Here is a 22,031-nt window from a genome sequence, read left to right on the forward strand (position 1 = left end):
TCGGGCGGGATCGTTGTCCGGGCAGAGACCCGTCCTCACCAGGGGTTTTACGGAGACGATTGACCGGTCATCGTGTTCCGACCCTCAGGGAGGTATTTCGTGCTCGACGTGCCGGTGTGGCTGTGGGCGGTGTTCGCGACCAGCGTGGTGGTCATGCTGTTGATCGACCTGTTCGCGCACCGGAAGGTCCACATCATCGGGTTCCGCGAGGCCGGGGCGTGGAGCGCGGTCTGGGTGGTCGCGTCGCTGCTGTTCGCCGGGCTCGTCTGGGCCAGCCTGGGTTCGGGCGCCGCCGTCGAGTTCACCACGGCGTGGCTGCTGGAGAAGAGCCTGAGCGTCGACAACCTCTTCGTCTTCGCCCTGATCTTCGGCTACTTCGCCGTACCGCGCGAGTACCAGCACCGGGCGCTGTTCTACGGGGTCATCGGTGCGCTGGTCTTCCGCGCGATCTTCATTGCGGCCGGCGTCGCGATCGTCACCAAGTTCGTGTTCGTGCTGTTCGCGTTCGCGGCGGTCCTGCTGTGGAGCGCCTACAAACTGATGAAGGGCGACGACGACGAGTACGACCCGCAGAAGAACATCGCGGTGCGCCTGGTCCGCAAGCTGGTGCCGGTGCAGGAGGAGTACTCGGGCGCGAAGTTCTTCGTCAAGGTGGCCGGCAAGTGGATCGCCACCCCGCTGTTCGTGGTCGTGGTCGCCATCGAGGTCGCCGACCTCGTGTTCGCCGTCGACAGCGTGCCCGCGGTGCTGGCGGTCAGCGACGACACGTTCATCGTGTACGCGTCGAACGCGTTCGCCATCCTCGGCCTCCGGGCGCTGTACTTCTTCCTCTCCGGGATGCTCGACAAGTTCCACTACCTGTCCAAGGGCCTGGCCATCATCCTCGGCTTCATCGGCGTGAAACTGATCCTGCAGGCGTCGCACAAGATGATCAGCACGTCGGTGCCGGAGATCCCGTCCCTGGTCAGCCTCGCGGTCATCGTGGTCGTGCTGGCCGGCTCGGTGATCCTCAGCCTGAAGCGCCCGGCACCGGCGAAGGAGGACGAACCTACTCAGGTTCACTGAGCAGGGACTCGATCCGCAGGTCCCGCATGTGCTTCAGGTGGTCCCGCATCAGGGCCTGCGCGCCGTCGGCGTCGCGGGCCCTGATCGCGTCGAGGATCTCGGCGTGTTCCTCGGCCGAGCGGTCGGCCGACGGGGGGAACGGCGTGCGGTGCGGGTACAGGGTCAGCAGCGAGTCGAGGCGTTCCAGCAGGTCGGTGATCGTCGCGTTGTGGGCGGCCGCGCGGAGGGCCTCGTGCCAGCGGTTGTTCAGCTTGCCGAACGTGCTCCGGTCGGTGGCGGCGCGGCGCTCGTCCACCAGATGGGTGAGGCGCACCAGATCGAAGTCGGTTCTCCGGGACGCGGCGAGCGCGGCACCGGTCGTCTCGAGCGCGATGCGTGCCTCGTAGATCTCCAGGATGTCCTCGGGCGAGTACCGCCGCACCTGGAAGCCCCGCGTCGACCGCACGAGCAACCCGTCCTGGGCGAGGCGCGTCAACGCCTCCCGCATCGGCGTCCGCGAGACGCCGTACCGCTCGCTGAGCACGGTTTCGAGCAGCGTCGCACCGGGCGGGAACGTGCCGTCGAGGATCTCGGCGCGCAGCCGGGCGTACTGGAGGTCGGCGGCATCGGGTCGCCGGGCGGGCGATGTGTCCACTGCGATCCCCTTCATGTGGCGTGCGACTCCGTTGACCATAGCGGATGCCAGCGTATACGCTCGTGTCCACTGGTGTACGTCCGGTGCCGGCATCTGTTTCCCTGCGTTCGGTGAGGAGTCACCGTGTCCAAAGCCGTTGTCATCAACCGTTTCGGCGGCCCCGAGGTGCTGGAGGTGGTCGACGTCGAACGGCCGTCGCCGCCGCCCGGCGGCGTGGTCGTCGAGGTCCGGGCCGCCGGGGTCAATCCGGTGGAGGGAAAGATCCGTTCGGGACGCCGGGCGGGCGGACCGTTGACCGCCCCGTTGCGCCTCGGCTCCGACGCCGCGGGCGTGGTCGTCGCCGTCGCGCCCGACGCGACCGGGTTCGCCGTCGGCGACGAGGTCGTGGCGCGCGGTCTCACCGGAGCGTATGCGACGCACGTGGTGGCGCGGCCGGAACAGTTGTGGCGCAAGCCGTCCGGCGTCACGTTCGAGCAGGGCGCCGCGATCGGCATCCCGGCCGGCACCGCGTACCAGTCGCTCCGGTCGCTCAAGCTGAGCGCGGGGGAGAGCCTGCTGGTGCACGCGGGTTCGGGCGGGGTCGGGCAGGCGGCGATCCAGTTCGCCCGGCTGTGGGGCGCAACCGTGGTGGCGACCGCGAGCCCGGCGAACCACGACCGGTTGCGGCACCTCGGCGCGGTGCCGGTCGCGTACGGAGACGGCCTGCTGCAACGGATCCGGGCCGCGGCACCCGACGGCGTCGACGTCGTGCTCGACGCCGCGGGCACCGACGAGGCCATCGACGCGTCGCTGGAACTGGTCGACGACCGGTCCCGGATCGCGACGGTGGTGGTCGTCGAGCGGGCCGCGGAACTGGGTATCCGGGGTTTCAGCGGGTCGCGCGCCGCGTACCTCGACGACGCCCAGCGGGCGCTGCGGGTCGAGGCGCTCGGCGTCACCGCAGACCTTGCCGGGCAGGGGAAGTTCGAGCTCGAGATCGCCGCCAGCTATCCGCTGGCGAGCGTCGTCGAGGCGCACCGGCACAGCGACAGCGGCCACGTGCGCGGCAAGATCGTGCTGATCCCGTGAGCCACCGCCATGTGGGTGACTCGGGCCTCGTCGTATCGGAACTCGCGATCGGCGCGGCGCCGTTCGGCAAGGGCAACCGCGTTCCGGACGGGCAGCGGGGCGTCGACGCGATCGTCCACCGCGCGCTCGACCTCGGCGTGACGCTCTTCGACACCGCCGACGTCTACGGCGACGTGCCGGGCGCGAGCGAGGAACTGCTCGGCCGGGCGCTCGCGGGCCGCCGCGCGGAGGCCGTGATCTCCACCAAGTTCGGCGGCGATCTGCGTGGTGCCAACGGGCCCGACTGGGGCGCCCGCGGCTCGCGCCGGTACATCCGGCGCGCGGTGGAGGCGTCGTTGCGGCGGCTCGGCACCGACTGGATCGACCTGTACCAGCTCCACCTGCCCGACCCGCGCACGCCGATCGAGGAGACACTGTCCACACTGGACGATCTGGTGCGCGAGGGGAAGATCCGGTACGCCGGCAGCTCCAACGTCGACGCGTGGCGGGTGGCCGACGCACACCACGTGGCGCGCGGTCGCGGTCTGCGGGGGTTCGTGTCGGTGCAGCACGAGTACAACCTGCTGTGGCGCAGGCCGGAGGAGGAACTGCTGCCCGCGGTGCGGGCGTACGGGCTGGGGCTGCTGGCCTACTTCCCGCTGCAGAACGGGCTGCTCACCGGCAAGTACACGCGGACGGCCGCACCGGCCGACGGCAAGGTGACGCGGTTCAAGCCGCACCTCCTGGACGAGGCGCCGTGGGACGAGCTGGAGTCGTTCGCGGCGTACGCCGACGCCAACGGGGTCTGCGGCGTGCACCTGGCGTACGGCTGGCTGCTCGCCCAGCCGGGCGTGGCCTCGCTCGTCACCGGCGTCACGAGCGTCGCGCAGTTGGAGGCGAACGTGGCGGCGGCGCGCTGGCGTCCCGACGCGGAGCAGTTGGCGACGATCGGCAAGCTCTTCGCGTCCCGGATCAGCGGCCGGCGCAGGTAGTCCTTTTTTCGTACCCAAATTCCTAGTAAAATGATCGGAGAGCAATGAGATTCAGGGCTGTTCTGCTGACGTTGGGGCTCGCGACGGCGCTCGCCGGCTGCGGTCTCGACGACACCGAACCGGGCAGCGGACCCGGCGGCGAGGGCCGCGACAAGGTGCTCATCGGCACCTCCGGCGACTCCGCCGGAACGCAGCTCGCGTACAACATCGCGCGGGCCGAGAAGTACTACGACGCCGAGGGCGTCGAGATCGAGGAGGTACAGGTCAACGGCGCGCCGCTGATCCTGCAGGCGCTCATCAACGACCAGGCCAACGTCGGGTTCCTCTCGCTGTCGACCGCGTTGCAGGGGCGCGAGCACGGCAAGAACATCAAGCTCGGCGCGGCGGTGCAGATCACCAACGACTGGACGCCGATCATCTCGCTGGCGTACCTGAAGAAGAAGGGCATCGACCCGGCGGCGTTCGTCAAGCTGCCGGTGAAGGAGCGGCTGGCCCAGATCAAGGGCAGCGTCTGGGCGGTGAACGCGGCGGGCGGGCTGTACGAGCGGGCCACCGTCTACCTCGTCGACCACTACGGGCTCGACCCGGAGCGGGACATCGAGATCATCCCGCTCGACCAGGTGAGCCAGGTCGCCGGCGTCAAGGACGGGTCGGTGAACGTCTGGCTGGCCAGCCCACCGAACAACAAGCTGCTCGTCGAGCAGGGCCACGCGGTCGAGCTGGTGACGCACGACGAGATCGTGAAGGAACTGCCGCTGGTCGCCAACGCGCGGTCGGCCGAGACGATCATCAACGACGACTGGGCGAAGAAGAACAGCGACGTCGCCAAGCGGTTCTTCCGGGCGTACCAGCGCGGTGCGGACTTCGTGGTGGCGCACACCGTCGAGGAGATCATCGCGTCGCTGAAGAAGGTCTACCCGGACCTGTCCGGTGACCGGCTGAGCGCGATCGTGCGGGCGAACAAGGAGAACACGCCGAAGGACAGCCGGCACCCGACCGAGGCGATCCAGGCGCAGATCGAGTTCGCGTTGGCGAGCAAGAACATCAAGAAGTCGTTCACGGTCGACGAGGCGTACACCGACGCCTACCTGCCGGCGGCGAAGTCATGAGTGCGCTGAGCACAGAGCTGGACCAGGTTCCCAAGCCGGCGCGCCGGGTGGGCGGTTCGGCCGCGCTCGTCCGGACGGCGCAGCACGTCGCGGTGGTACTCGCGTTCCTGGCGGCGTGGCAGTTCCTCTCCGGCCGGTACGTGGACCCGTTGCTCATCACCGATCCGGTGTCGGTGGGCCGGCAGCTGTGGGAGTGGGTGGAGAACGGGCGGCTGCTGTTCCACCTCTCGTTCACCGTGCAGGCGTTGGTGATCGGGTTCGTCGCCGGGTCGCTGGCGGCGTTCGTGCTCGCGGTGGCGTTCACCGAACTGCCCCGGCTGGGCCGGTTCACCGAGACGTACATCATCGCGTTCAACGCGATCCCGAACATCGCCCTGGTACCGATCTTCATCGTGTGGTTCGGGTTCGGTATCGAGACGAAGATCCTGATGGGCTACCTGACCGCGTCGTTCATCGTCTTCATCGCGGCGTTCCAGGGCCTGCGCAACACCGAGGCCCGGTACCTGGAACTGGCCCGCATCTTCGAGGCGACGAAGCTGCAGACGCTGCTGAAGATCCGGCTGTGGGCGGCGCTGCCGTTCCTCGCGTCGGCGTTCAAGATGGCGCTGCCGAAGACCGCACTGGCCGTGGTGATCGCGGAGTTCCTGGGCTCCAACCGGGGCGTGGGCTATCTCGTGGTACGGGCCAGCAACCTGCTCGACATCCCGGCGCTGTTCGCCGCCGTGGTGGTGCTGACCGTTCTGGTGCAGGCGCTGTCGTTGATCGCGGCGTTCGTGGAGTCGCGGTTGTTGCGCTGGATTCCCAAGGAGAAGCGATGACCGCGACGACGCTCGACACGCGCCCCACCACCGGCGGCCGGATCGTCGTCGAGAACCTGACCCACGCGTTCGACGACCTCGAGGTGCTGCACGACTTCACCCTGGACATCGCGCCCGGAGAGTTCGTCTCGTTCGTCGGCAAGAGCGGATGCGGCAAGTCGACGCTGCTGAACATCCTCGCCGGGCTGCTGACCCCGACGTCCGGGAAGGTGGAGATCAGCCGGGCCGAGGTCGCGTCGAAGCTGCCGCGCCGCGCGTACATCACGCAGGACGACCGGCTGCTGCCGTGGCGTACCGCGGTGCAGAACGTGGCGCTGCCGTTGGAGTTGCACGGCGTCGGCAAGCGCGACCGGCTCGCCCGCGCGCACGATCTCCTCGACCGCGTGGGGCTGGCCGACTTCGCCCGCCGCCGGCCGAGCGAACTGTCCGGCGGCATGCGCCAGCGGGTGTCGATCGCGCAGGCGCTCGTGTACGGGCCGGCGGTGCTGTTGATGGACGAACCGTTCGGCGCCCTCGACGCGTGGACCCGCGAGTCGCTGCACGAACTGCTGCTCGGCGTGCAGGCCGAGTTGGGCACCACGACGGTGCTCGTCACGCACGACGTCGTCGAGGCGCTGGCCCTCTCCGACCGGGTCGTCACGCTGGCGCCACGGCCGGGACGGTTGCTGGGCGAGTACGTGCTCCCCGCGTCACCCCGACCCCGGACCCACCGCGACCTTCAGCGCGGCGAGTTCGCCGACCTCCACGACCGCATCCGCACCGATCTCGGCTTTCACAGTGAGGACCGACCATGACTCAACGCAGGCAGGTGAAACTCGGATTCTCCATCTGGGCGTCCGGGATCCACCCGGCCGGATGGCGGCTGCCGGAGGCCAACGCGCACGGCACGTTCGACCCCGACTTCATCCGCGACACCGCCCGGGCGGCCGAGCGCGGCAAGCTCGACTTCTACTTCATCGGCGACCGCGTGGTCGGCCTGCCCTCGTCGCAGTACGAGGCGCCGAACGAGGTGCTGCGCCCGGAAGCGTTGACGCTGGCGGCTTTCGTGGCCGCGGCGACGAGCCGGATCGGGATCGTGACGACCGTCAACACGACGTACGCCGACCCGTACACGGTGGCCCGCGCGACCGCGGAGGTCGACCACCTGAGCCGGGGCCGGCTGGCGTGGAACATCGTCACCGGCAAGAACGAGGAGGCGGCCGGCAACTTCGGGCGCGACGAACACTGGAGCGCCGACAAGCGCTACGAGTGGACGAGCGAGTTCGTCGAGGTGACCCGCGGGCTGTGGGACAGCTGGGAGGACGACGCGCTCGTCGCCGACAAGGCGCGCGGGCAGTTCATCGACGAGGCGAAGGTGCACGCGCTGAACTACCGGGGCCGGTACTTCTCGGTCAACGGGCCGTTGAACATCGCGCGGCCGCCGCAGGGGCACGTGCCGATCCTGCACGCCGGATCGTCGGAGGAGTCGCACGAGTTCGGCGCGAAGTACGCCGACATCCGCTTCATCCTGTTGCAGGACACGGCGAAGGCGAAGCAGTACTACGCCGAGACCAAGGCGCGCCTGGCGAACCACGGCCGCACCGAGGACCAGCCGTTCGTGGCCGGGCTTCCGGTGTACGTCGCCGGCACGGCGCGGGAGGCGCACGCGAAGTTCCGTCAGATCCAGCACCTGACGGTGCTGGAGGCGTCGCTGGCACCGCTCGGGGCGGCGCTCGGCGTCGACCTGACCGGGCACCGGTTGGACACCCCGATCTCCGATGTCGAGTCGCTGTCGGGCCTCGACGGCCGCGCGGCGTTGATCCTCGACCGGGCGCGGCACGCCTACGACGACGAGTCGCCCACGCTGGAGGAGGTGGCGCTGTTCCTCAAGCGCACGCACGGAAAGCAGGTCGCGGTCGGCGACGGCAGGCAGGTCGCGGACTACATCGAGGAGCAGTTCGAGGAGCGCACCACCGACGGGTTCATCCTCTTCCCGCCGTACCTGCCCGGTCCGCTGGACGCGTTCGTCGACCTGGTGGTCCCGGAACTCCAGCGCCGCGGCCTGTTCCGCACGGAGTACGGGTCGGAGCGGACGTTCCGCGAGTTCTTCGGCCTGTCCAAGCCCGCCAACCAGTTCGTGGGGAGCGCGCGATGAGCCGATCCGAACACTTCGTGTCCGCCGTCGATCTCGCGGCGCTGCTGGCCGGTCCGCGGCCACCGGTCCTGTTGGACGTCCGGGAGGCGCCGGGCTCCGTCGGCCACCTACCGGGCGCGGTGTACGTCGACCTGCCGACGCAACTGGCCGGGCCGCCGTCGGGGTACAGCGGACGGCGCCCGCTGCCCGGGATCGCCGACCTGCAGTGGCTGGCGCGGTCGTGGGGGATCGACGACGGCGACGCGGTGGTCGTCTACGACGATGTTGCCGGAACGAAGGCGGGCCGGGCGTACTGGGTGCTGCGCTGGGCCGGGATCGCCGACGTGCGCGTCCTCGACGGCGGCCTGGGTGCGTGGACCGCCGCGGGGCTTCCGCTGAGCACGGCGGCGTCGGCGCCGTCGCCGGGCGGCGTGACGCTCACCGCCGGTCACCTCGCGGAGTTGACCGCCGACCAGGCGGCGGAGTACGCGGCGGCCGGCCGGCTGTTCGACGCCCGGGGCGCGGCGCAGTTCGCGGCCGGCCACATCCCCGGTGCGGTCTCGGCGCCGACCCGCGACAGCCTCGACGCCGCCGGCCTGCTGCTCGACGAGACCGCCCTACGGGAGCGGTTCGCCGCCCTGGGCGTCGACGGATCGCAACCGGTGGGCCTGTACTGCGGCGGCGGGGTGGCCGCGGCGCACGCGGTGGCGGTGCTGCGCTCGGTGGGGCTCGACGCGGCGCTGTTCGTCGGGTCGTTCTCGGCGTGGTCGTCCGACCCCGACCGGCCGGTGGCAACCGGGGTGACCGACGTCGCAGTGGTGCCCTAAAACCTATTCCTGAAGTAGGATATGACAAGTGCTTCCGCAGGCAGGGGACCCGGCATGACAGTGCAATCCGAGGATCTAGCTACGGTGGATGAGCTCGCGTTCCGGCGCCTGATGGGCAGGCACGCCGCCGGCGTGGTGGTGGTGACCGTCGCCGGCGACCCGCCGGCCGGGTTCACCGCGACGTCGTTCACGTCGGTGTCGTTGCGCCCGCCGCTGGTGTCGTTCTGCCTCGACCGCAAGGCGTCGAGCTGGCCGGCGGTGGCCCGCGCGCGCACCGTCGCGGTGCACGTCCTGTCCGACCGGCAGGAACGGGTCGCGCGCACGTTCGCCACGAGCGGCATCGACCGGTTCGCCGCCCACGCCGACTGGCAGTCCGGCCCCGACGGCGTACCGTTGCTCGGCGGCGTGGCGGCCCACCTCGTATGCCGCGTGGTACAACGGGTTCCGGCCGGCGACCACTCCATCGTGCTGGCGACACCGGTCATCGGCGCACACGGCGACGAGAACGCCGCCCCGCTGCTGTACCAGGCGGGCGGATACGGCTACCTGCACCGGGAGATCGCATGACTGTCGTTGTCGTATCGGGTCACCCGCGGCTCGGGTCGCGCACGGCCGGCCTCGCGGAGGAGGTCGGCCGGGCACTCGCCGGGGGCTCGGAACCCGAGGTCATCCACGTCTCCCGGCTGGGCGCAGGCCTGCTCGCCGGCGACGCGCCCGCCACGGTCGACGCGCTCGACCGCATCCGCAAGGCCGACCTGCTGGTGGTGGCGACCCCGACGTACAAGGGCGCCTACACGGGTCTGCTGAAGGTGCTGTTCGACCACCTGCCCGCGCGCGCCCTCGACGGGATCGACGCCGTCACCGTCGTCACGGCGGGAATCCAACCACAGGCCGACGCGGCGGAGGGCCACCTGCGCGACCTGCTCGGCGAACTCGGCGCGCGCATCCCGCGTCCCGGATTGACCGTGGTGGAAAAGGACCTCGACAGCGCCGCGGACATCGCCGCGCGATACGCCGCCGCGGGTTAGCCCGCGAGGGCGAGTGCGTGGTGCAGGCCGCGCGTGCGGCGGGGAGTGAGCACCGGCGGTAGCACCAGCGCGGTGATTCCGGCGGCGACCGCGCCGCCGTCGCCGGCCGGATGGTCACCGACCATGAGCGTGCGGGCCGGGTCGGCGGCGAGCGCCCCGACGGCGATGCGCCAGATCTCGGGATCGGGTTTCACGCGGCCGACCTCGTACGACACGGTGAACCCGTCGACCAGCCCGTCGAGCCCGTGCCGGGCGAAGATCGGCCTGATGTCGCAACCGAAGTTGCTCACGACGCCGACGCGGATCCCGCGCCCGCGCAGGGTTTCCAGGGTCTCACGGACGTCGATGTACGGCTCGTAGCTGGTGAGGTACCGCTCGAACAGCGCCGCCGCGAACTCCGGCTCGACGCCCGGCAACCCCGTCAGGAGAGCCAGGATCGCCGCGTCGTGGACGGTCGGGTCGAGGTCGCGGCCGATGTGCGCGGGATCCAGTGCGGTGACGGCAAGCTGACGCGTGAACTCGGTGACGAGCCGGGTCGGCTCGCCGTCGGAGAGCGGCCGTCCGATCGACGCCGCCGCACCGCCCATCCAGCTCTCGGGATCCTTGGCGAACAGCGTCCACGCGAAGTCGAACAGGACGGTCGTGAAGGTCGGCATCCCTAGGACGTTACCCATTCCTCCGCGAGAAGGTCGAAGGACCGCACACGATCGGTGTGGTCGTGCGTGATCGTGGTGACGAGCAACTCGTCGGCGTCGGTGGCGTCGCGCAGGACGCGGAGCTGGTCGGCGACGCGGTCCGGGGTGCCGACGAACTGGGTGTCGACGCGGTCGGCGACGAGCTGCCGGTCGTCGTCGGTCCACTCGTGGGCGGCGGCCTCCACGGCCGACGGGAACGGGATCGCGCCGTGGCCGGTGCGGATGCTGCGCACCCACAACCCGTACGGTGCCGCGAGTTCGGCCGCCGTCGAGTCGGTCGCGGCGACCACGACGTCGGCGGAGACGAGCACGTGCGGCTTGTCGAGCCGCGCCGACGGCTTGAACGCGGCCCGATACGCCTCGACCGCCTCCAGCACCGCCGACGGCGCCACGTGGTAGTTCGCCGCGAACGGCAGGCCGCGTTCGCCGGCCACCTGCGCGCTCTGCCCGCCGCTGCTGCCGAGGATCCACAGGTCGAGGTCGGCACCCTCGCCGGGGACGGCGTGCGCGTCGAGGCCGTCGGCCGACACGTAGGTTCCGGCGAGCAGCGCGATGATGTCGTCGACCTGATCGGCGAAGTCGGGGCTCTCCGCACCGGGCTGCTGGAGCAGCGACGCGTACAGCGCGAACTTCGGCGACGCGAGCAGCTTCGAGAACGAGAACGGTGCCGGGATCAGCAGGCCGTTGTCGGTGCGGAAGGCCTCCTCCTTCGGCGGAGCGGCCGTGTTGAGCTCCTTGACGGCCTCCGCGCGGCGCTGGCCGCTGCGTCCCAGCCCGAGGTCGATGCGGCCGGGGTGCAGCGCGTCGATGGTGCCGAACTGTTCCACCACCGCGATCGCCGTCTGGTGTCCCAACTGGACGGCGCCCGAGCCCACCCGGATCCGCTGGGTAGCGGCTGCGACCAGTGCGATCAGCACCGCCGGCGAGGAACTGGCCACGCCCGGGGTGAAGTGGTGCTCGGCCAGCCAGTAGCGGTGGTAGCCGGCGGCTTCGGCCCGGACCGCCAGATCGATGGTCTCGCGGATCGCCTTGGCCGCGGTGTTGCCCGTCGCCTCTTTCGGCGACAAGCCGGCAACGGACTTCACCGGTGCGAGGTCCAGAATGGACAGTGGCGTCGTCATGGCACGTTCGCTTTCGTGAGGGGACGGCTGGGGAGCTCGCGCCGCAGCACCGGCGCGATCTCGCTCTGGAACAGCTCCAGCGACCGGCGGTGCTGCTTCTCGGTCAGGCCGTCCGGTTCCGCCGACAGGTGCATCACCTCGTGCCCGAAGCGGGCGTGGTACCGGTGCACCTTGTCGATGATCTGCCGCGGGCTCCCGACGAGGATCGAGCTGCGCTCGATCGCGTCCTCCAGCGTCGGGAACACGGGCTCGACGCCGACGCTCCGGAACAGCGCCAGCCGCTTGTCGTAGATGGGCCGGTAGGTCTCCACCGCCTCCTGCGACGTGCGCGCGGCGTAGAAGCCGGCCGACCCGGCGCCGACGAGCGCGTCGGCCGGGTCGTGTCCATAGTGGACCCACCGCTCCCGGTAGTAGTCGATCAGCTCGGCGTAGGGGTCGATCGGGTTGGTCACGTTCGCCGAGAACAGCGGGTCGCCGAAGCGCGCGGCCAGGTCGACCGACTCGCGGCTCGTGGCGCTGCCGTGCCAGACCCGCACGGGTTGCTGGTACGGCCGGGGGAGCACCTCGGCGTCGGTGAGCGACGGGCGGAACCGGCCCTCCCACGTCACCCGGTCCTCCCGCCAGAGCCGGCGGAACAGTTCGTAACCCTCGCGGTTGCGGTCCCACTGGTCGGCGGCGGTGACGTGGAACAGCTGCGCCTGCGCGGCGCCGTTCCCCTTGCCGATCATCAGCTCCAACCGGCCGTCGGAGAGGTGGTCGAGCGTCGCGTAGTCCTCGTACGCGCGCACCGGGTCGAGCAGGCTCAGCGTGGTGACCGCGGTGAACAACCGGATCGTCGACGTGCGCGCCGCGATGTGGCTGAGCACCACGGGCGGGGACGACGAGATGAACGGCCGCTCGTGCCGTTCGCCGACGCCGAACCCGTCGAACCCGAGCTCCTCGGCCAGCACGGCGTTGTCGACGACCTCCCGCAGCCGCTGGTGGGTCGACTTGGTCGCGTCGGGCCCGTGCACGATGAGCGTGATGGCGAGGAACTTCATAGGCCCAGGTGCTCCCGTAGCGTCTGCGTGGTGTATTCGGATCGGAGCACGCCGCGCTCCTGCAGCAGCGGCACCACCGTGTCGACGAACCCGTCGAGGCCGGTGGGCGTCAGGTGCGGGACGACGATGAAGCCGTCGCACGCGTCGGTCTGCACGAACAGGTTCATCTGCTCGGCGACGTGCGCGGGCGTCCCGATGAACGACTGCCGCCCGGTGACCTCGATGATGAGGTCGCGGATGCCGAGGTTCTTCTCCTCGGCGAGCGCGCGCCACTTCGCCGCGGTCTCCAGCGGGTCTCTGGTCATCCGCGCGCGGCCCTGGATGATCGACGTCGCGTCGACGTTCGGGTCCTCCTTCGGGAGCGGGCCCTCCGGGTCGTAGGCCGACAGGTCGCGGTTCCAGACCTGTTCCAGCAACAGGATCGCGGTCTGCGGGCTCACCTGCTGCCGGCGGATGTGGTGCGCGCGCTCCTGCGCGTCGGCGTCGCTGTCGCCGAGGACGAACGTCACACCGGGCAGCAGCTTGACCGAGTCCGGGTCGCGGCCGTGCCGGCGCACCTTCTCCTTGACGTCCTTGTAGAACGCCCGGCCCGCTTCGAGCGTGCCGTGCCGGTTGAAGATGGCGTCGGCCGTCGCGGCGCCGAAGTCGCGGCCCGCGTCGGAGTCGCCGGCCTGGATGATGACCGGATGCCGTTGCGGGCTCCGGGGAACGGTGAAATTCCCGGTGACGTCGAACTGCGCGCCCCGGTGTCGGAAGGCACCCGGTTGGCCTGTGACGAACCGGCCCGTCTCGGCGACCAGCGCGTCCGGATCCCAGGAGTCCCAGAGCTTCCGGGCGACCGCGACGAACTCGGCGGCCCGCTCGTACCGCTGGCTGTAGTCCAGGAAGCCGCCGCGCCGGAAGTTCTCCCCGGTGAACGCGTCGGACGAGGTGACCACGTTCCACGCCGCCCGCCCGCCGGAGAGGTGGTCGAGCGTGGCGAGCTGGCGGGCCAACTGGTACGGCTCGTTGAACGTGGCGTTCACGGTGGCGCCCAGCCCCAGGTGCTCCGTCACCGCCGCCAGTCCACTGAGGACGGTCAGCGCGTCGGGCCGGCCGACGACGTCGAGGTCGTGGATGCGGCCGCGCTGCTCGCGCAGGCGCAGCCCCTCGGCGAGGAAGAAGAAGTCGAACCGGCCGCGCTCGGCGGTCTTCGCCAGGTGGACGAACGACGCGAAGTCGATCTGGCTGCCCGACGCCGGATCGCTCCACACGGTCTGGTTGTTCACGCCGGGGAAGTGCGCGGCGAGGATGACCTGCTTGGGCATCAGCGGGCCTCCGCGTAGCGGTTCTTCGGTTTCTCCAACCCGAGCCGGCCGCGCAGCGTGTACCCGTTGTCGCCGGCGCGGTAGACGCCGAGCCGGCGTAGCTCGGGCACCAGGAAGTCCACAATGGAGTCGAGGTCGAGCGGGAGCACCGCCGGCCGCAGCCGGACGCCGGTGACGCCCGCGCTCCAGTAGTCGACGAGGAGGTCGGCGAGTTGTTCGGCGCTGCCGGTGAACGTCGCCGCGTCGGACCGGTGCTCCGCGCCGTCGAGCTCGTCGAGGCGGGCCCTGCGGTCGGCGCCGGTGCCGTCGGCGGCGTCGAGGTGCACGAGCACGTCGGCGAACACCCGCAACGGGGGCCCGGTGCGGCCGACCGCCCGCTGTGCCGCGTCGACCTCGGCGAGGATCCGCCTGGCGTCGTCGGGGTCGCGTGGGGTGACGTAGACGAGATCCGATGTGCGCGCCGCGAACTCGTAGATCGGCGTGGAGTGCGCCAGCGCGGCGATCACCGGCTGACCCTGCGGGGGCCGTGGCGTGATCGACGGTCCCTTGACGCTGAACCACTGCCCGACGAAGTCGATGTAGTGCAGCTTGTCGCGGTCGACGAACCGGCCGGTGGCGACGTCGCGGATCTCCGCGTCGTCCTCCCAGCTGTCCCACAGCCGGCGCACCACCTCGACCGCGTCGGCGGCCTCGTCGAGCAGATCGGTCAGCCGCTCCTGGAGGTTCTCGTCGTAGCCGGTCAGCTCCGGCACCTCGCGGCGGCCGAACAGCGCGGCGTCGCTGTGCCTCGCCGAGATCTGCGGCCGCCAGCCGGCGCGGCCGGAGCTCACGAAGTCGAGTGTCGCGAGCGCGGTGGCGAGGTGGAACGGTTCGAGGTGCGTCGGGGTCGCCGTCGGTATCAGCCCGATGCCCTCGGTCACGGGTGCCACGCGGGCCGCCAGGAGCACCGCGTCGAGCCGTCCGCGCACCTGGTCGGTGCGACCGTCGGGGCCGTCGAGGCGGGTGGACTGCAGGCCCGGCGAGTCCTCGAAGCCGACGAAGTCGAGGTCGCCGGCCGCCGCCGTGTTGACCAGGTCGACCCAGTACGCCGCGGAGAAGATCCCGTCGGGACGCGCCGCGGGATGCCGCCAGGCGGCCGGGTGCCACCCCGCACCGTCGAGCGCCACGCCCAGCCTGATCGGTCCGGTCATACGGTCACTCCCTCCCAGTCGGGGATCTCGGCGCCGTCCGCCGCGAACGTCGCGAAGTCGGTGGTGTCGCGGAACGCCGGGACGCGGTACAGCTCCCGCGCGTACGCCCACAGGTTCGGGTACGCGTCCAGCCCGCCGTTGATCGACCGGGTCGCGTTGGGCCCGACGTCGTAGCGCACCAGCGCGACCCAGAGCCGGATGTCGGCCTGCGTCAGCGCGTCACCGAGCAGGTAGCGCGATCCGGCCAGCCGCCGGTCGAGCGTCGCGAACGTCCACAGCAACGCGTCCCGCGCGGCCGCGGCGATGCCGCCCGACCGGTGCCGGGCCGCGAGCGACGCGCCGTTGTTGACCGCGGGCCCGAGCCACCCGTTCAGCGCGTCGATCTCGGGCCGCAGCGCCACCGGGTACGTGTCGACGATCGGCGTCGTGATCGCGGTGAACCGGCTCGCGAGGTCGTTCGCGATGCCGTCCGAGTCGTTGCTCACCAGCCGCCGGTGCTCGCGGTCCCACAGCGCCGGAACGCTGACGTGGCCGTCGAACCCGGGCTCGGTCGCCTCGAACGCCTCGCGCAGCAACGCGAAACCGTTGACCGGATCGGGCCCGCGCGCCGGCCGGAACGCCCAGCCGCGGCCGTCCCGCTCGTCGTCCACATAGGACAGTGAGACCACCCCGGTGAGGTTGGCCAGCCGCCGGGTGATGTCGACCCGCTGCGACCACGGACAGAACGTGCCGCCGTAGAGGTGGTACCGGCCCGCCGCCGGCGTGGTGGCCGGCCCGCCGATGCGGCCGTGGAAGCGCAGCAGCGGCCGGGGGTCGTCGGGGCGCCGGTGGATCCGGTACTCGCCGAAGCGCTCGGCGTCGACCGGACTGGCGAAGCGGGGGAGAGGCATGCGGCCTCCTGTTTTCCGGGTGCGACAACCTCCAAACTCTATCGGCCTGATAGGAATTTGGCCAGACCTCGGAGGGTTGTCGTGACGTGGCTGACAGTTCCGGTGGTCAACCGTTGACACCGGCGGGTGATGCCCGTTCCATGTGCGTCACCCGTTCTTCGATTCACCGCCGTGAGTGCCCGGCGGCGTGACCCCCTGCGCCGAGAAGAGGTGTGTGGCGTGACCGCTCCACCCGACGTCGCCGCGCGTGAGACCGCGCTCGCGGCGGCCGAACTGCCGGTGATACCGGCCCGGCGGCCGTGGCGGTGGGTCGCGAGCCTCGCGGCCGCCGTTCTGCTCGCCATGGCGCTGAACGCGCTCATCACCAATCCCGCCTGGGACTGGCCGGTCGCCGCCCAGTACCTGTTCTACGAGACGATTCTGCGCTCCGTCGGCGTGACGTTGCAGCTGACCGGATTCGCGATCGTCATCGGGTTCGCGCTCGGCACGGTGCTCGCGCTGATGCGGCTGTCGCGCAGCCCGGTGCTCGTCGGGTTCTCGTGGGGTTACGTGTGGCTGTTCCGGTCGGTGCCGCTGATCCTGCAACTCCTGTTCTGGTTCAACCTGGCGCTGCTCTACGACCGGATCTCGATCGGTGTGCCGTTCGGGCCGGCGTTCTTCGACATCGGCACCCAGGACCTGATCGGCCCGCTCACCGCCGCCACGCTCGGGCTGGCGCTGCACCAGGCGGCGTACTGCGCCGAGATCGTGCGGTCGGGGTTCCTGTCGGTCGACCAGGGACAGCTGGAGGCCGCCGCCGCGCTGGGCATTCCGCGCTGGCGCCAGATCCGGCGGATCCTGCTGCCGCAGGCGATGCGCACCATCATTCCCAACGCCAGCAACGAGATCACCAGCCTGGTGAAGGGGACCTCGGTGGTGTACATCATGGCGATCCCCGAACTCTTCTACCAGGTGCAGGTCATCTACGCCCGCAACGGGCGGGTGATCGCGCTGCTGCTCGTCGCCGCGATCTGGTACCTGCTGCTGACCACCGTGCTGTCGATCGTGCAGTTCTACATCGAGCGGTACTACGCGCGCGGCGCGGTGCGGGTGTTGCCACCCACGCCGTGGCAACGGTTCCGGCGCGTCGTCGGTGATGCGGCCGCGGCCCGGCGACGGCGCGCCGTCCTGTTGAAGGATCTTCCGTGACGATGGTGGACGTGCACGGTGTGCACAAGAGCTTCGGCCCGATCGACGTGCTGCGGGGCGTCGACCTGACGGTCGACCCGGGCGAGGTGGTGGTGATTCTCGGCCCGTCCGGGTCGGGAAAGTCGACGCTGCTGCGCTGCATCAACCACCTGGAGAAGGTCGACCGCGGATACGTGCGCATCGACGGCGAGCTCATCGGCTACCGCCTCGTCGGCGGCCGGCTGCGGGAACTGACCGAGCGGGAGATCCTCCGCCAGCGGACGCACGTCGGCTTCGTGTTCCAGAACTTCAACCTGTTCCCGCACCTGACCGCGCTCGAGAACGTGGTGGAGGCGCCGGTCTCCGCGCAACGACGGCCGCGGGCGGTGGCGCGGGCGCGGGCACTGGACCTGCTCGCCCGGGTCGGCCTGCAAGACAAGGCCGACGCCTATCCGCGACGGCTGTCCGGCGGGCAGCAGCAACGGGTCGCGATCGCCCGCGCGCTCGCGCTCGACCCGAAGATCGTCATGTTCGACGAACCCACCTCGGCACTCGATCCGGAACTCGTCGGCGAGGTGCTGGAGGTCATGAAGGGCCTCGCGCGCGGCGGCACCACGATGATCGTCGTCACCCACGAGGTCGGCTTCGCCCGCGAGGTCGCGGATCGCGTGGTCTTCATGGACGACGGCCGCATCGTCGAGCAGGGCCTGCCGGCCGAGGTGCTCGACCGTCCCCGGCACGACCGCACCCGGTCGTTCCTCGACAAGGTTCTCTAGGAGGAGTTGTGCGACGGATCCTCGTTCCCGTGCTGGCGCTGGGACTTGCGTTGGCCGCCTGCGGCACCCCCGACGCGGAGAAGACCGCGGCGTCGACGGACACCGGCGGCGTCCAGATAAACCTTTCCCCGGACCAGAAACGCGTCCGCGCCGACAAGGTCGCCGCGATCGCCGCGAAGGTGCCCGACGCCATCAGGGCCGACGGCAAGCTGACCGTCGGGGTGAGCGGGCAGGGCTCGCCGCCGTTGGCGTTCCGGGCCAACGACGACCGGACCATCATCGGCGTCGAGCCCGACATCGCCCAACTCGTCGCCGACGTGCTCGGGCTGGAACTCGACCTGCAGCCGACGTCGTGGGAGAACCTCTTCCTGGTCGTCCGAAGTGGACAGAACGACGTCGGCTTCTCGAACATCACGGTCACCGAGGAACGCAAGGACATCTACGACTTCGCCTCGTACCGGGTCGACTCGCTCGGTTGGGAGGTGGCGAAGAAGAGCAAGATCACGAAGATCGACAAGCCGGCCGACATCGCCGGGCTCAACGTCTCCGTGGGTTCCGGCACGAACCAGGAGCAGGTGTTGCTGCGCTGGAACGACCAGCTGAAGAAGGACGGCCTCGAGCCGGCGAAGATCACGTACTTCCAGGGTGCCACCGAGTACCAACTCGCGTTGTCGTCGGGCCGGATCGACGCGTACTTCGGCCCGAACCCGGCGCTCGCCTACCACGCGGCGGTCAGCGGTGAGACGAAGGTGGTCGGCATCGTGCCGGGCGGCGGCGACGTGCCCGCACAGATCGCGGCGATGACGAAGAAGGGCAACGCGGTGGCCGCGCCGGTGGCGGAAGCGCTGAACGTCGTCATCAAGAGCGGGAAGTACAAGCAGGTGCTCGACCGCTGGGGCCTGAGCGGCGAGGCCATCCCGACGAGCGAGGTCAACCCGCCAGGGCTGCCCAGAAAATGACTGTCCACATTGGATCGGTGCCGGTCCTCGACAACCCGGTGTGGGCCGCGCTCACCGGTCCCCACGCACGTTTCGCGGAAGTGAGCGGCGCCGCGGCCAGGTACGACCCGGCGGTGACGCGGTTCGCCACCCTGGCCGACCGCGCCGATCCCCACGCCTGGGCCGATCTCGCGACGCTGATCGGCCGGGGCGGCTCGGTCGCGTTGTCCGGTGACACCGTCGATCCGCCGGCCGGGTGGCGGGTGCAGTTCCGCGGCGCCGGCGTGCAACTCGTCGACGACCGGCTGGTGGCGGCCGACGATCCGGACGCGGTGGTGCTGGGTGCCGACGACGTACCGGAGATGCTCGACCTGGTCGAGCGGACGCAACCGGGTCCGTTCCTGGCCCGCACGGTCGAACTCGGTACGTACCTGGGGATCCGCCGCGGCGGCCGGCTGGTCGCGATGGCGGGGGAGCGGCTGCACCCGCCGGGCTGGACCGAGATCAGCGCGGTGTGCACCGACGAGGCGCACCGGGGGCAGGGCCTCGCGACGCGACTGGTGCGCGCGGTCGCCGCCGGGATCCGCCGACGCGGCGAGACGCCGTTCATGCACGCGTCCGCCACCAACACCAACGCGATCCGGCTCTACGAGTCGATCGGATTCCGCCTGCGGAAGCGGACGATGTTCGCGATGCTGACCTCCCCGTAGCCTTCCGGTCGTTTCCCCGTTATCCTATCGGCACGGTAGAGTATGGCGGGGCGGAGGAACCGATGAGGTCGTTCGACGAGGGCCGCTACGACAGCACCCGGCTGGCTCAGTGGGAGGCCGGCCGGGCCCGCGGAGACGGCTTCTCCCGGCGGACGGCGTTGCGGCTGTCGGCCGGTCTCGGGCTCGCCGCCGTGCCGGTGCTCGGGGGTGGATCCGCGGCGGTGGCCGGGCCCGTTCGGGCGGGCGGCCCGGCCCCCGCGGCGGGTTCGGTCGCGGCGGGTCCCATCGTGAAACCCCTGCCGCCGGAGCTGTTCACGGTGTTCGGCACCAACGCGGAGACGCGCTGGGACGCGCTGCGCGACGTCGGCTACCGGGTGCCGATCGACCGGTTCTTCGTCCGCAACCACTCGAGTACCCCGACCGTCGACGGCGACGCCTGGCGGCTGAAGCTGTTCGGTGCCGGGCTGCACGGATCGCCCACAGTGGACAATCCCATCACGGTCAGCCTGAAGCAATTGCGCCGGCTGCCGTCGACGACGCTCACCGCGTTCATCGAGTGCGCCGGCAACGGGCGGAGCTTCTTCACCACCCAGCAGGGCCAGTCGGTGTCCGGCACGGCCTGGCAACTCGGCGCCGTCGGCGTCGCGACGTGGCGCGGCGTGCGCCTGTCGACGGTGTTGCGGCTGGCCGGTCTCCGCCCCGACGCGGTCGACGTGCTCCCGGCGGGGCTCGACGCGAACTTCGTGTCCGGCGGTGTCGACCTCGGGCCGGTGCGCCGGCCGATCCCGATCGGCAAGGCGCTGCACGACGTGGTGCTGGCCTACGAGATGAACGGCGAGCCGCTGCCGCCCGACCACGGTTACCCGGTGCGGGTCGTCGTGCCGTCCTGGATCGGCATCTCGTCGATCAAATGGGTCGGGCAGATCGAGGTGTCGGCCGAACCGTTGTTCACGCCGTGGAACACCCAGTTCTACCGGTTCTTCGGGCCCGACTACCCGGCCGAGGGCAGCGCGCCGCTCGGCCGGCAGGTGGTCAAGAGCGCGTTCGAACTCGCGCGGGGTGCGCAACTGCCGGCCGGCCGACCGGTCCGGTTGCAGGGCCGCTCGTGGTCCGGCAACGGCGGCATCAGGCGCGTCGACGTGAGCACCGACGGCGGAGCGACGTGGCGGCGGGCCACGCTGTTCGGACCGGCGGTCGACACCGGGTGGCGGCGGTGGCACCTCTCCTGGCGGCCACCGGCGGCGGGCGCGTACGACCTGTTGGCGCGCGCCACCGACGAAACCGGCGTGAGCCAGCCCGACGTGTCGCCGTACAACACCCTCGGCTACCAGTTCGGCGCGGTCGTCCGGCACCCGGTGACCGTGGCCTGAACCAAGGCTTCCGATCGCGACATCCTGCACGCGGCCGCGAGCGGATCGCGGGCCTCGGCCGTGCGGGCGCTGGCGACCCATCCGCTCGTCGACTCGGTCGCGGTGGCGGGCCGCCTGCTCGACGCCTACCGTGGCCACTTCCCGGAACTGGCCTACCTCAGCTGACGGTCAGCACGATCTTCCCCTGGAGGTGACCACGTTCGGCGCGCTCGTGCGCCGCCGACGCGTCGGCGAGCGGGTAGACGCTGTCGATGCCGACGCGCACCGACCCCTCGTCGATGAGCCGGGCGAGGTCGGCGAGCTGTTCACCGCTCGACCGCACCTGGCCGCCCGGAAACGTGATGCCGCGGGCGGCCGCGCGGTCGCGGTGGTACTCGCCGAAGAAGACCGGGCTGACGGTGCCGCCCGCACGCACGGTGTGCACGAGCCGGTGGGCGTGCGGGCCGCCGACCGTGTCGATGACGTGATCGACGCCGCGGACCGTCTCCTCGACCGCGGTCGTCGTGTAGTCGACGAACTCGTCGGCGCCGAGGTCGCGGAGGAACTCCTCGTGCCTCGTCGAGGCCACCGCGATCACGTGCGCGCCCGTCACCTTGGCCAGTTGCACCGCGAAATGGCCGACGCCCCCGGCGGCGCCGTTCACGAGCACCCGCTTTCCGGGCGTGAGTCCGATGTGGACGAACAGGAACTGGTACGCGGTGAGCCCGGCCATCGGCACGGCGGCGGCCCGGACGTGGTCGACGGCCGCCGGTTTGCGCGCGAGGTCGCCGACCGGGGACGTGGTGTACTCGGCGTAGCCCTTGCCGCCGTTGTTCAGGTTCGGGAATCGGATGAGCCCGAACACCTCGTCGCCCGGTCGCCACTCCGTCACGCCGTCACCGGTCGCCTCGACGACGCCGGACACGTCCGTGCCGGGTGTGGTCGGAAGCGCGAGCCGCGGACGGAGCGCCGCCGGAATCGTGGAGAAGCCCGACCGGGCGTACCAGTCCGGCGGGTTGACGCCGGCGGCGCGCACGCGGATCAGCACGTCGCCCGGCCCCGGCACCGGCCGCGGCACCTCCTCGTACGTCAGGACCTCCGGTCCACCCTGCCTGTGCACCCTGATCGCCTTCACGGGTTCCTCCCGGTACTATTCGGAGCAGTGCTCCGGATAATAAGCGGAGCACTGCTCCGTTTGTCAACGGTGAGGAGTCT

General features: G+C 70.8%; 23 protein-coding genes. 15 read left to right on the plus strand and 8 right to left on the minus strand.

All coding sequences use genetic code 11. The features are described 5' to 3' along the window. The first annotated feature begins 99 nt into the window (after positions 1–99). Entirely contained in the window at positions 100–1,065 is a 966-nt protein-coding gene (locus tag Vau01_RS30260) for a TerC family protein (RefSeq protein ID WP_239151968.1), read from the plus strand. On the opposite strand, the gene Vau01_RS30265 is transcribed toward Vau01_RS30260, so the two are convergent. Further along, positions 1,049–1,699, minus strand: a complete 651-nt coding sequence (locus Vau01_RS30265; RefSeq protein WP_203999517.1) for a GntR family transcriptional regulator — start codon at positions 1,697–1,699, stop codon at positions 1,049–1,051. The two genes, Vau01_RS30260 and Vau01_RS30265, sit on opposite strands and share 17 nt — an antisense overlap. A 123-nt stretch (positions 1,700–1,822) precedes the next feature. Here Vau01_RS30265 and Vau01_RS30270 point away from each other — a divergent pair, with 123 nt between their 5' ends. From Vau01_RS30270 to Vau01_RS30310, 9 genes are read left to right on the plus strand one after another with little or no spacing between them, the layout of a single operon-like run. Continuing rightward, complete coding sequence (locus Vau01_RS30270) at positions 1,823–2,767, plus strand: NADP-dependent oxidoreductase (protein ID WP_203999519.1); 945 nt, start codon at positions 1,823–1,825, stop codon at positions 2,765–2,767. After that, on the plus strand, positions 2,764–3,738 hold the full coding sequence (locus Vau01_RS30275; protein ID WP_203999522.1) for an aldo/keto reductase: 975 nt from the start codon (positions 2,764–2,766) through the stop codon (positions 3,736–3,738). Before Vau01_RS30270 ends, Vau01_RS30275 begins: the two co-directional genes overlap by 4 nt. A 44-nt stretch (positions 3,739–3,782) precedes the next feature. Next, positions 3,783–4,847 (plus strand): ABC transporter substrate-binding protein, encoded by a 1,065-nt coding sequence (locus tag Vau01_RS30280; protein ID WP_203999526.1) that lies wholly within the window; start codon positions 3,783–3,785, stop codon positions 4,845–4,847. After that, positions 4,844–5,665, plus strand: a complete 822-nt coding sequence (locus tag Vau01_RS30285) for an ABC transporter permease (RefSeq protein WP_203999528.1) — start codon at positions 4,844–4,846, stop codon at positions 5,663–5,665. Before Vau01_RS30280 ends, Vau01_RS30285 begins: the two co-directional genes overlap by 4 nt. Next, positions 5,662–6,459 (plus strand): ABC transporter ATP-binding protein, encoded by a 798-nt coding sequence (locus Vau01_RS30290; protein ID WP_203999530.1) that lies wholly within the window; start codon positions 5,662–5,664, stop codon positions 6,457–6,459. Before Vau01_RS30285 ends, Vau01_RS30290 begins: the two co-directional genes overlap by 4 nt. Continuing rightward, entirely contained in the window at positions 6,456–7,799 is a 1,344-nt protein-coding gene (locus Vau01_RS30295; RefSeq protein WP_203999532.1) for an NtaA/DmoA family FMN-dependent monooxygenase, read from the plus strand. The genes Vau01_RS30290 and Vau01_RS30295 overlap by 4 nt, the downstream gene beginning before the upstream one ends. Then, positions 7,796–8,605 carry a sulfurtransferase gene (locus Vau01_RS30300; RefSeq protein ID WP_203999534.1) on the plus strand — a complete coding sequence of 270 codons (810 nt, stop codon included), beginning with the start codon at positions 7,796–7,798 and terminating at the stop codon, positions 8,603–8,605. Before Vau01_RS30295 ends, Vau01_RS30300 begins: the two co-directional genes overlap by 4 nt. Before the next feature lie 54 nt (positions 8,606–8,659). Then, on the plus strand, positions 8,660–9,172 hold the full coding sequence (locus Vau01_RS30305) for a flavin reductase family protein (protein WP_203999536.1): 513 nt from the start codon (positions 8,660–8,662) through the stop codon (positions 9,170–9,172). After that, the gene (locus Vau01_RS30310) at positions 9,169–9,633 is read left to right on the plus strand and encodes an NADPH-dependent FMN reductase (protein ID WP_203999538.1); all 465 of its coding nucleotides are present in this window, start codon (positions 9,169–9,171) and stop codon (positions 9,631–9,633) included. The genes Vau01_RS30305 and Vau01_RS30310 overlap by 4 nt, the downstream gene beginning before the upstream one ends. On the opposite strand, the gene Vau01_RS30315 is transcribed toward Vau01_RS30310, so the two are convergent. The 6 genes from Vau01_RS30315 to Vau01_RS30340 are packed head-to-tail and all read right to left on the minus strand — an operon-like array spanning position 9,630 to position 15,876. Continuing rightward, on the minus strand, positions 9,630–10,289 hold the full coding sequence (locus Vau01_RS30315; RefSeq protein WP_203999541.1) for an HAD family hydrolase: 660 nt from the start codon (positions 10,287–10,289) through the stop codon (positions 9,630–9,632). The two genes, Vau01_RS30310 and Vau01_RS30315, sit on opposite strands and share 4 nt — an antisense overlap. 2 nt (positions 10,290–10,291) lie before the next feature. After that, a complete protein-coding gene (locus Vau01_RS30320) occupies positions 10,292–11,449 on the minus strand; it encodes an LLM class flavin-dependent oxidoreductase (protein WP_203999544.1) in 1,158 nt (385 codons plus the stop codon). Then, positions 11,446–12,489 (minus strand): LLM class flavin-dependent oxidoreductase, encoded by a 1,044-nt coding sequence (locus tag Vau01_RS30325; RefSeq protein WP_203999546.1) that lies wholly within the window; start codon positions 12,487–12,489, stop codon positions 11,446–11,448. The genes Vau01_RS30320 and Vau01_RS30325 overlap by 4 nt, the downstream gene beginning before the upstream one ends. After that, on the minus strand, positions 12,486–13,796 hold the full coding sequence (locus tag Vau01_RS30330; RefSeq protein ID WP_203999548.1) for an NtaA/DmoA family FMN-dependent monooxygenase: 1,311 nt from the start codon (positions 13,794–13,796) through the stop codon (positions 12,486–12,488). Before Vau01_RS30330 ends, Vau01_RS30325 begins: the two co-directional genes overlap by 4 nt. After that, positions 13,796–14,986, minus strand: coding sequence for an LLM class flavin-dependent oxidoreductase (locus Vau01_RS30335; RefSeq protein WP_203999550.1), 1,191 nt, complete (start codon positions 14,984–14,986; stop codon positions 13,796–13,798). The genes Vau01_RS30330 and Vau01_RS30335 overlap by 1 nt, the downstream gene beginning before the upstream one ends. Beyond that, on the minus strand, positions 14,983–15,876 hold the full coding sequence (locus Vau01_RS30340; RefSeq protein WP_203999552.1) for a glutathione S-transferase C-terminal domain-containing protein: 894 nt from the start codon (positions 15,874–15,876) through the stop codon (positions 14,983–14,985). Before Vau01_RS30340 ends, Vau01_RS30335 begins: the two co-directional genes overlap by 4 nt. A 219-nt stretch (positions 15,877–16,095) precedes the next feature. On the opposite strand from Vau01_RS30340, the gene Vau01_RS30345 reads away from it, so the two are divergent. The 5 genes from Vau01_RS30345 to Vau01_RS30365 all read left to right on the plus strand — a co-directional run bounded on the left by Vau01_RS30345 (position 16,096) and on the right by Vau01_RS30365 (position 20,837). Further along, positions 16,096–17,064, plus strand: a complete 969-nt coding sequence (locus Vau01_RS30345; RefSeq protein WP_239151969.1) for an amino acid ABC transporter permease — start codon at positions 16,096–16,098, stop codon at positions 17,062–17,064. Between the two features lie 2 nt (positions 17,065–17,066). Continuing rightward, positions 17,067–17,819 carry an amino acid ABC transporter ATP-binding protein gene (locus Vau01_RS30350; RefSeq protein WP_203999758.1) on the plus strand — a complete coding sequence of 251 codons (753 nt, stop codon included), beginning with the start codon at positions 17,067–17,069 and terminating at the stop codon, positions 17,817–17,819. Positions 17,820–17,827: 8 nt separating this feature from the next. Then, positions 17,828–18,778 (plus strand): ABC transporter substrate-binding protein, encoded by a 951-nt coding sequence (locus Vau01_RS30355; protein WP_203999556.1) that lies wholly within the window; start codon positions 17,828–17,830, stop codon positions 18,776–18,778. Between the two features lie 17 nt (positions 18,779–18,795). Then, positions 18,796–19,467 (plus strand): GNAT family N-acetyltransferase, encoded by a 672-nt coding sequence (locus Vau01_RS30360; protein ID WP_239151970.1) that lies wholly within the window; start codon positions 18,796–18,798, stop codon positions 19,465–19,467. 62 nt (positions 19,468–19,529) lie between these two features. Further along, entirely contained in the window at positions 19,530–20,837 is a 1,308-nt protein-coding gene (locus Vau01_RS30365) for a sulfite oxidase (RefSeq protein WP_203999562.1), read from the plus strand. 157 nt (positions 20,838–20,994) lie between these two features. Here Vau01_RS30365 and Vau01_RS30370 read toward each other — a convergent pair whose 3' ends face one another. Further along, the gene (locus Vau01_RS30370) at positions 20,995–21,951 is read right to left on the minus strand and encodes an NADP-dependent oxidoreductase (protein ID WP_203999565.1); all 957 of its coding nucleotides are present in this window, start codon (positions 21,949–21,951) and stop codon (positions 20,995–20,997) included. Positions 21,952–22,031: the final 80 nt, after the last annotated feature.

The organism is Virgisporangium aurantiacum, from assembly GCF_016863635.1.
Lineage (GTDB): Bacteria > Actinomycetota > Actinomycetes > Mycobacteriales > Micromonosporaceae > Virgisporangium > Virgisporangium aurantiacum.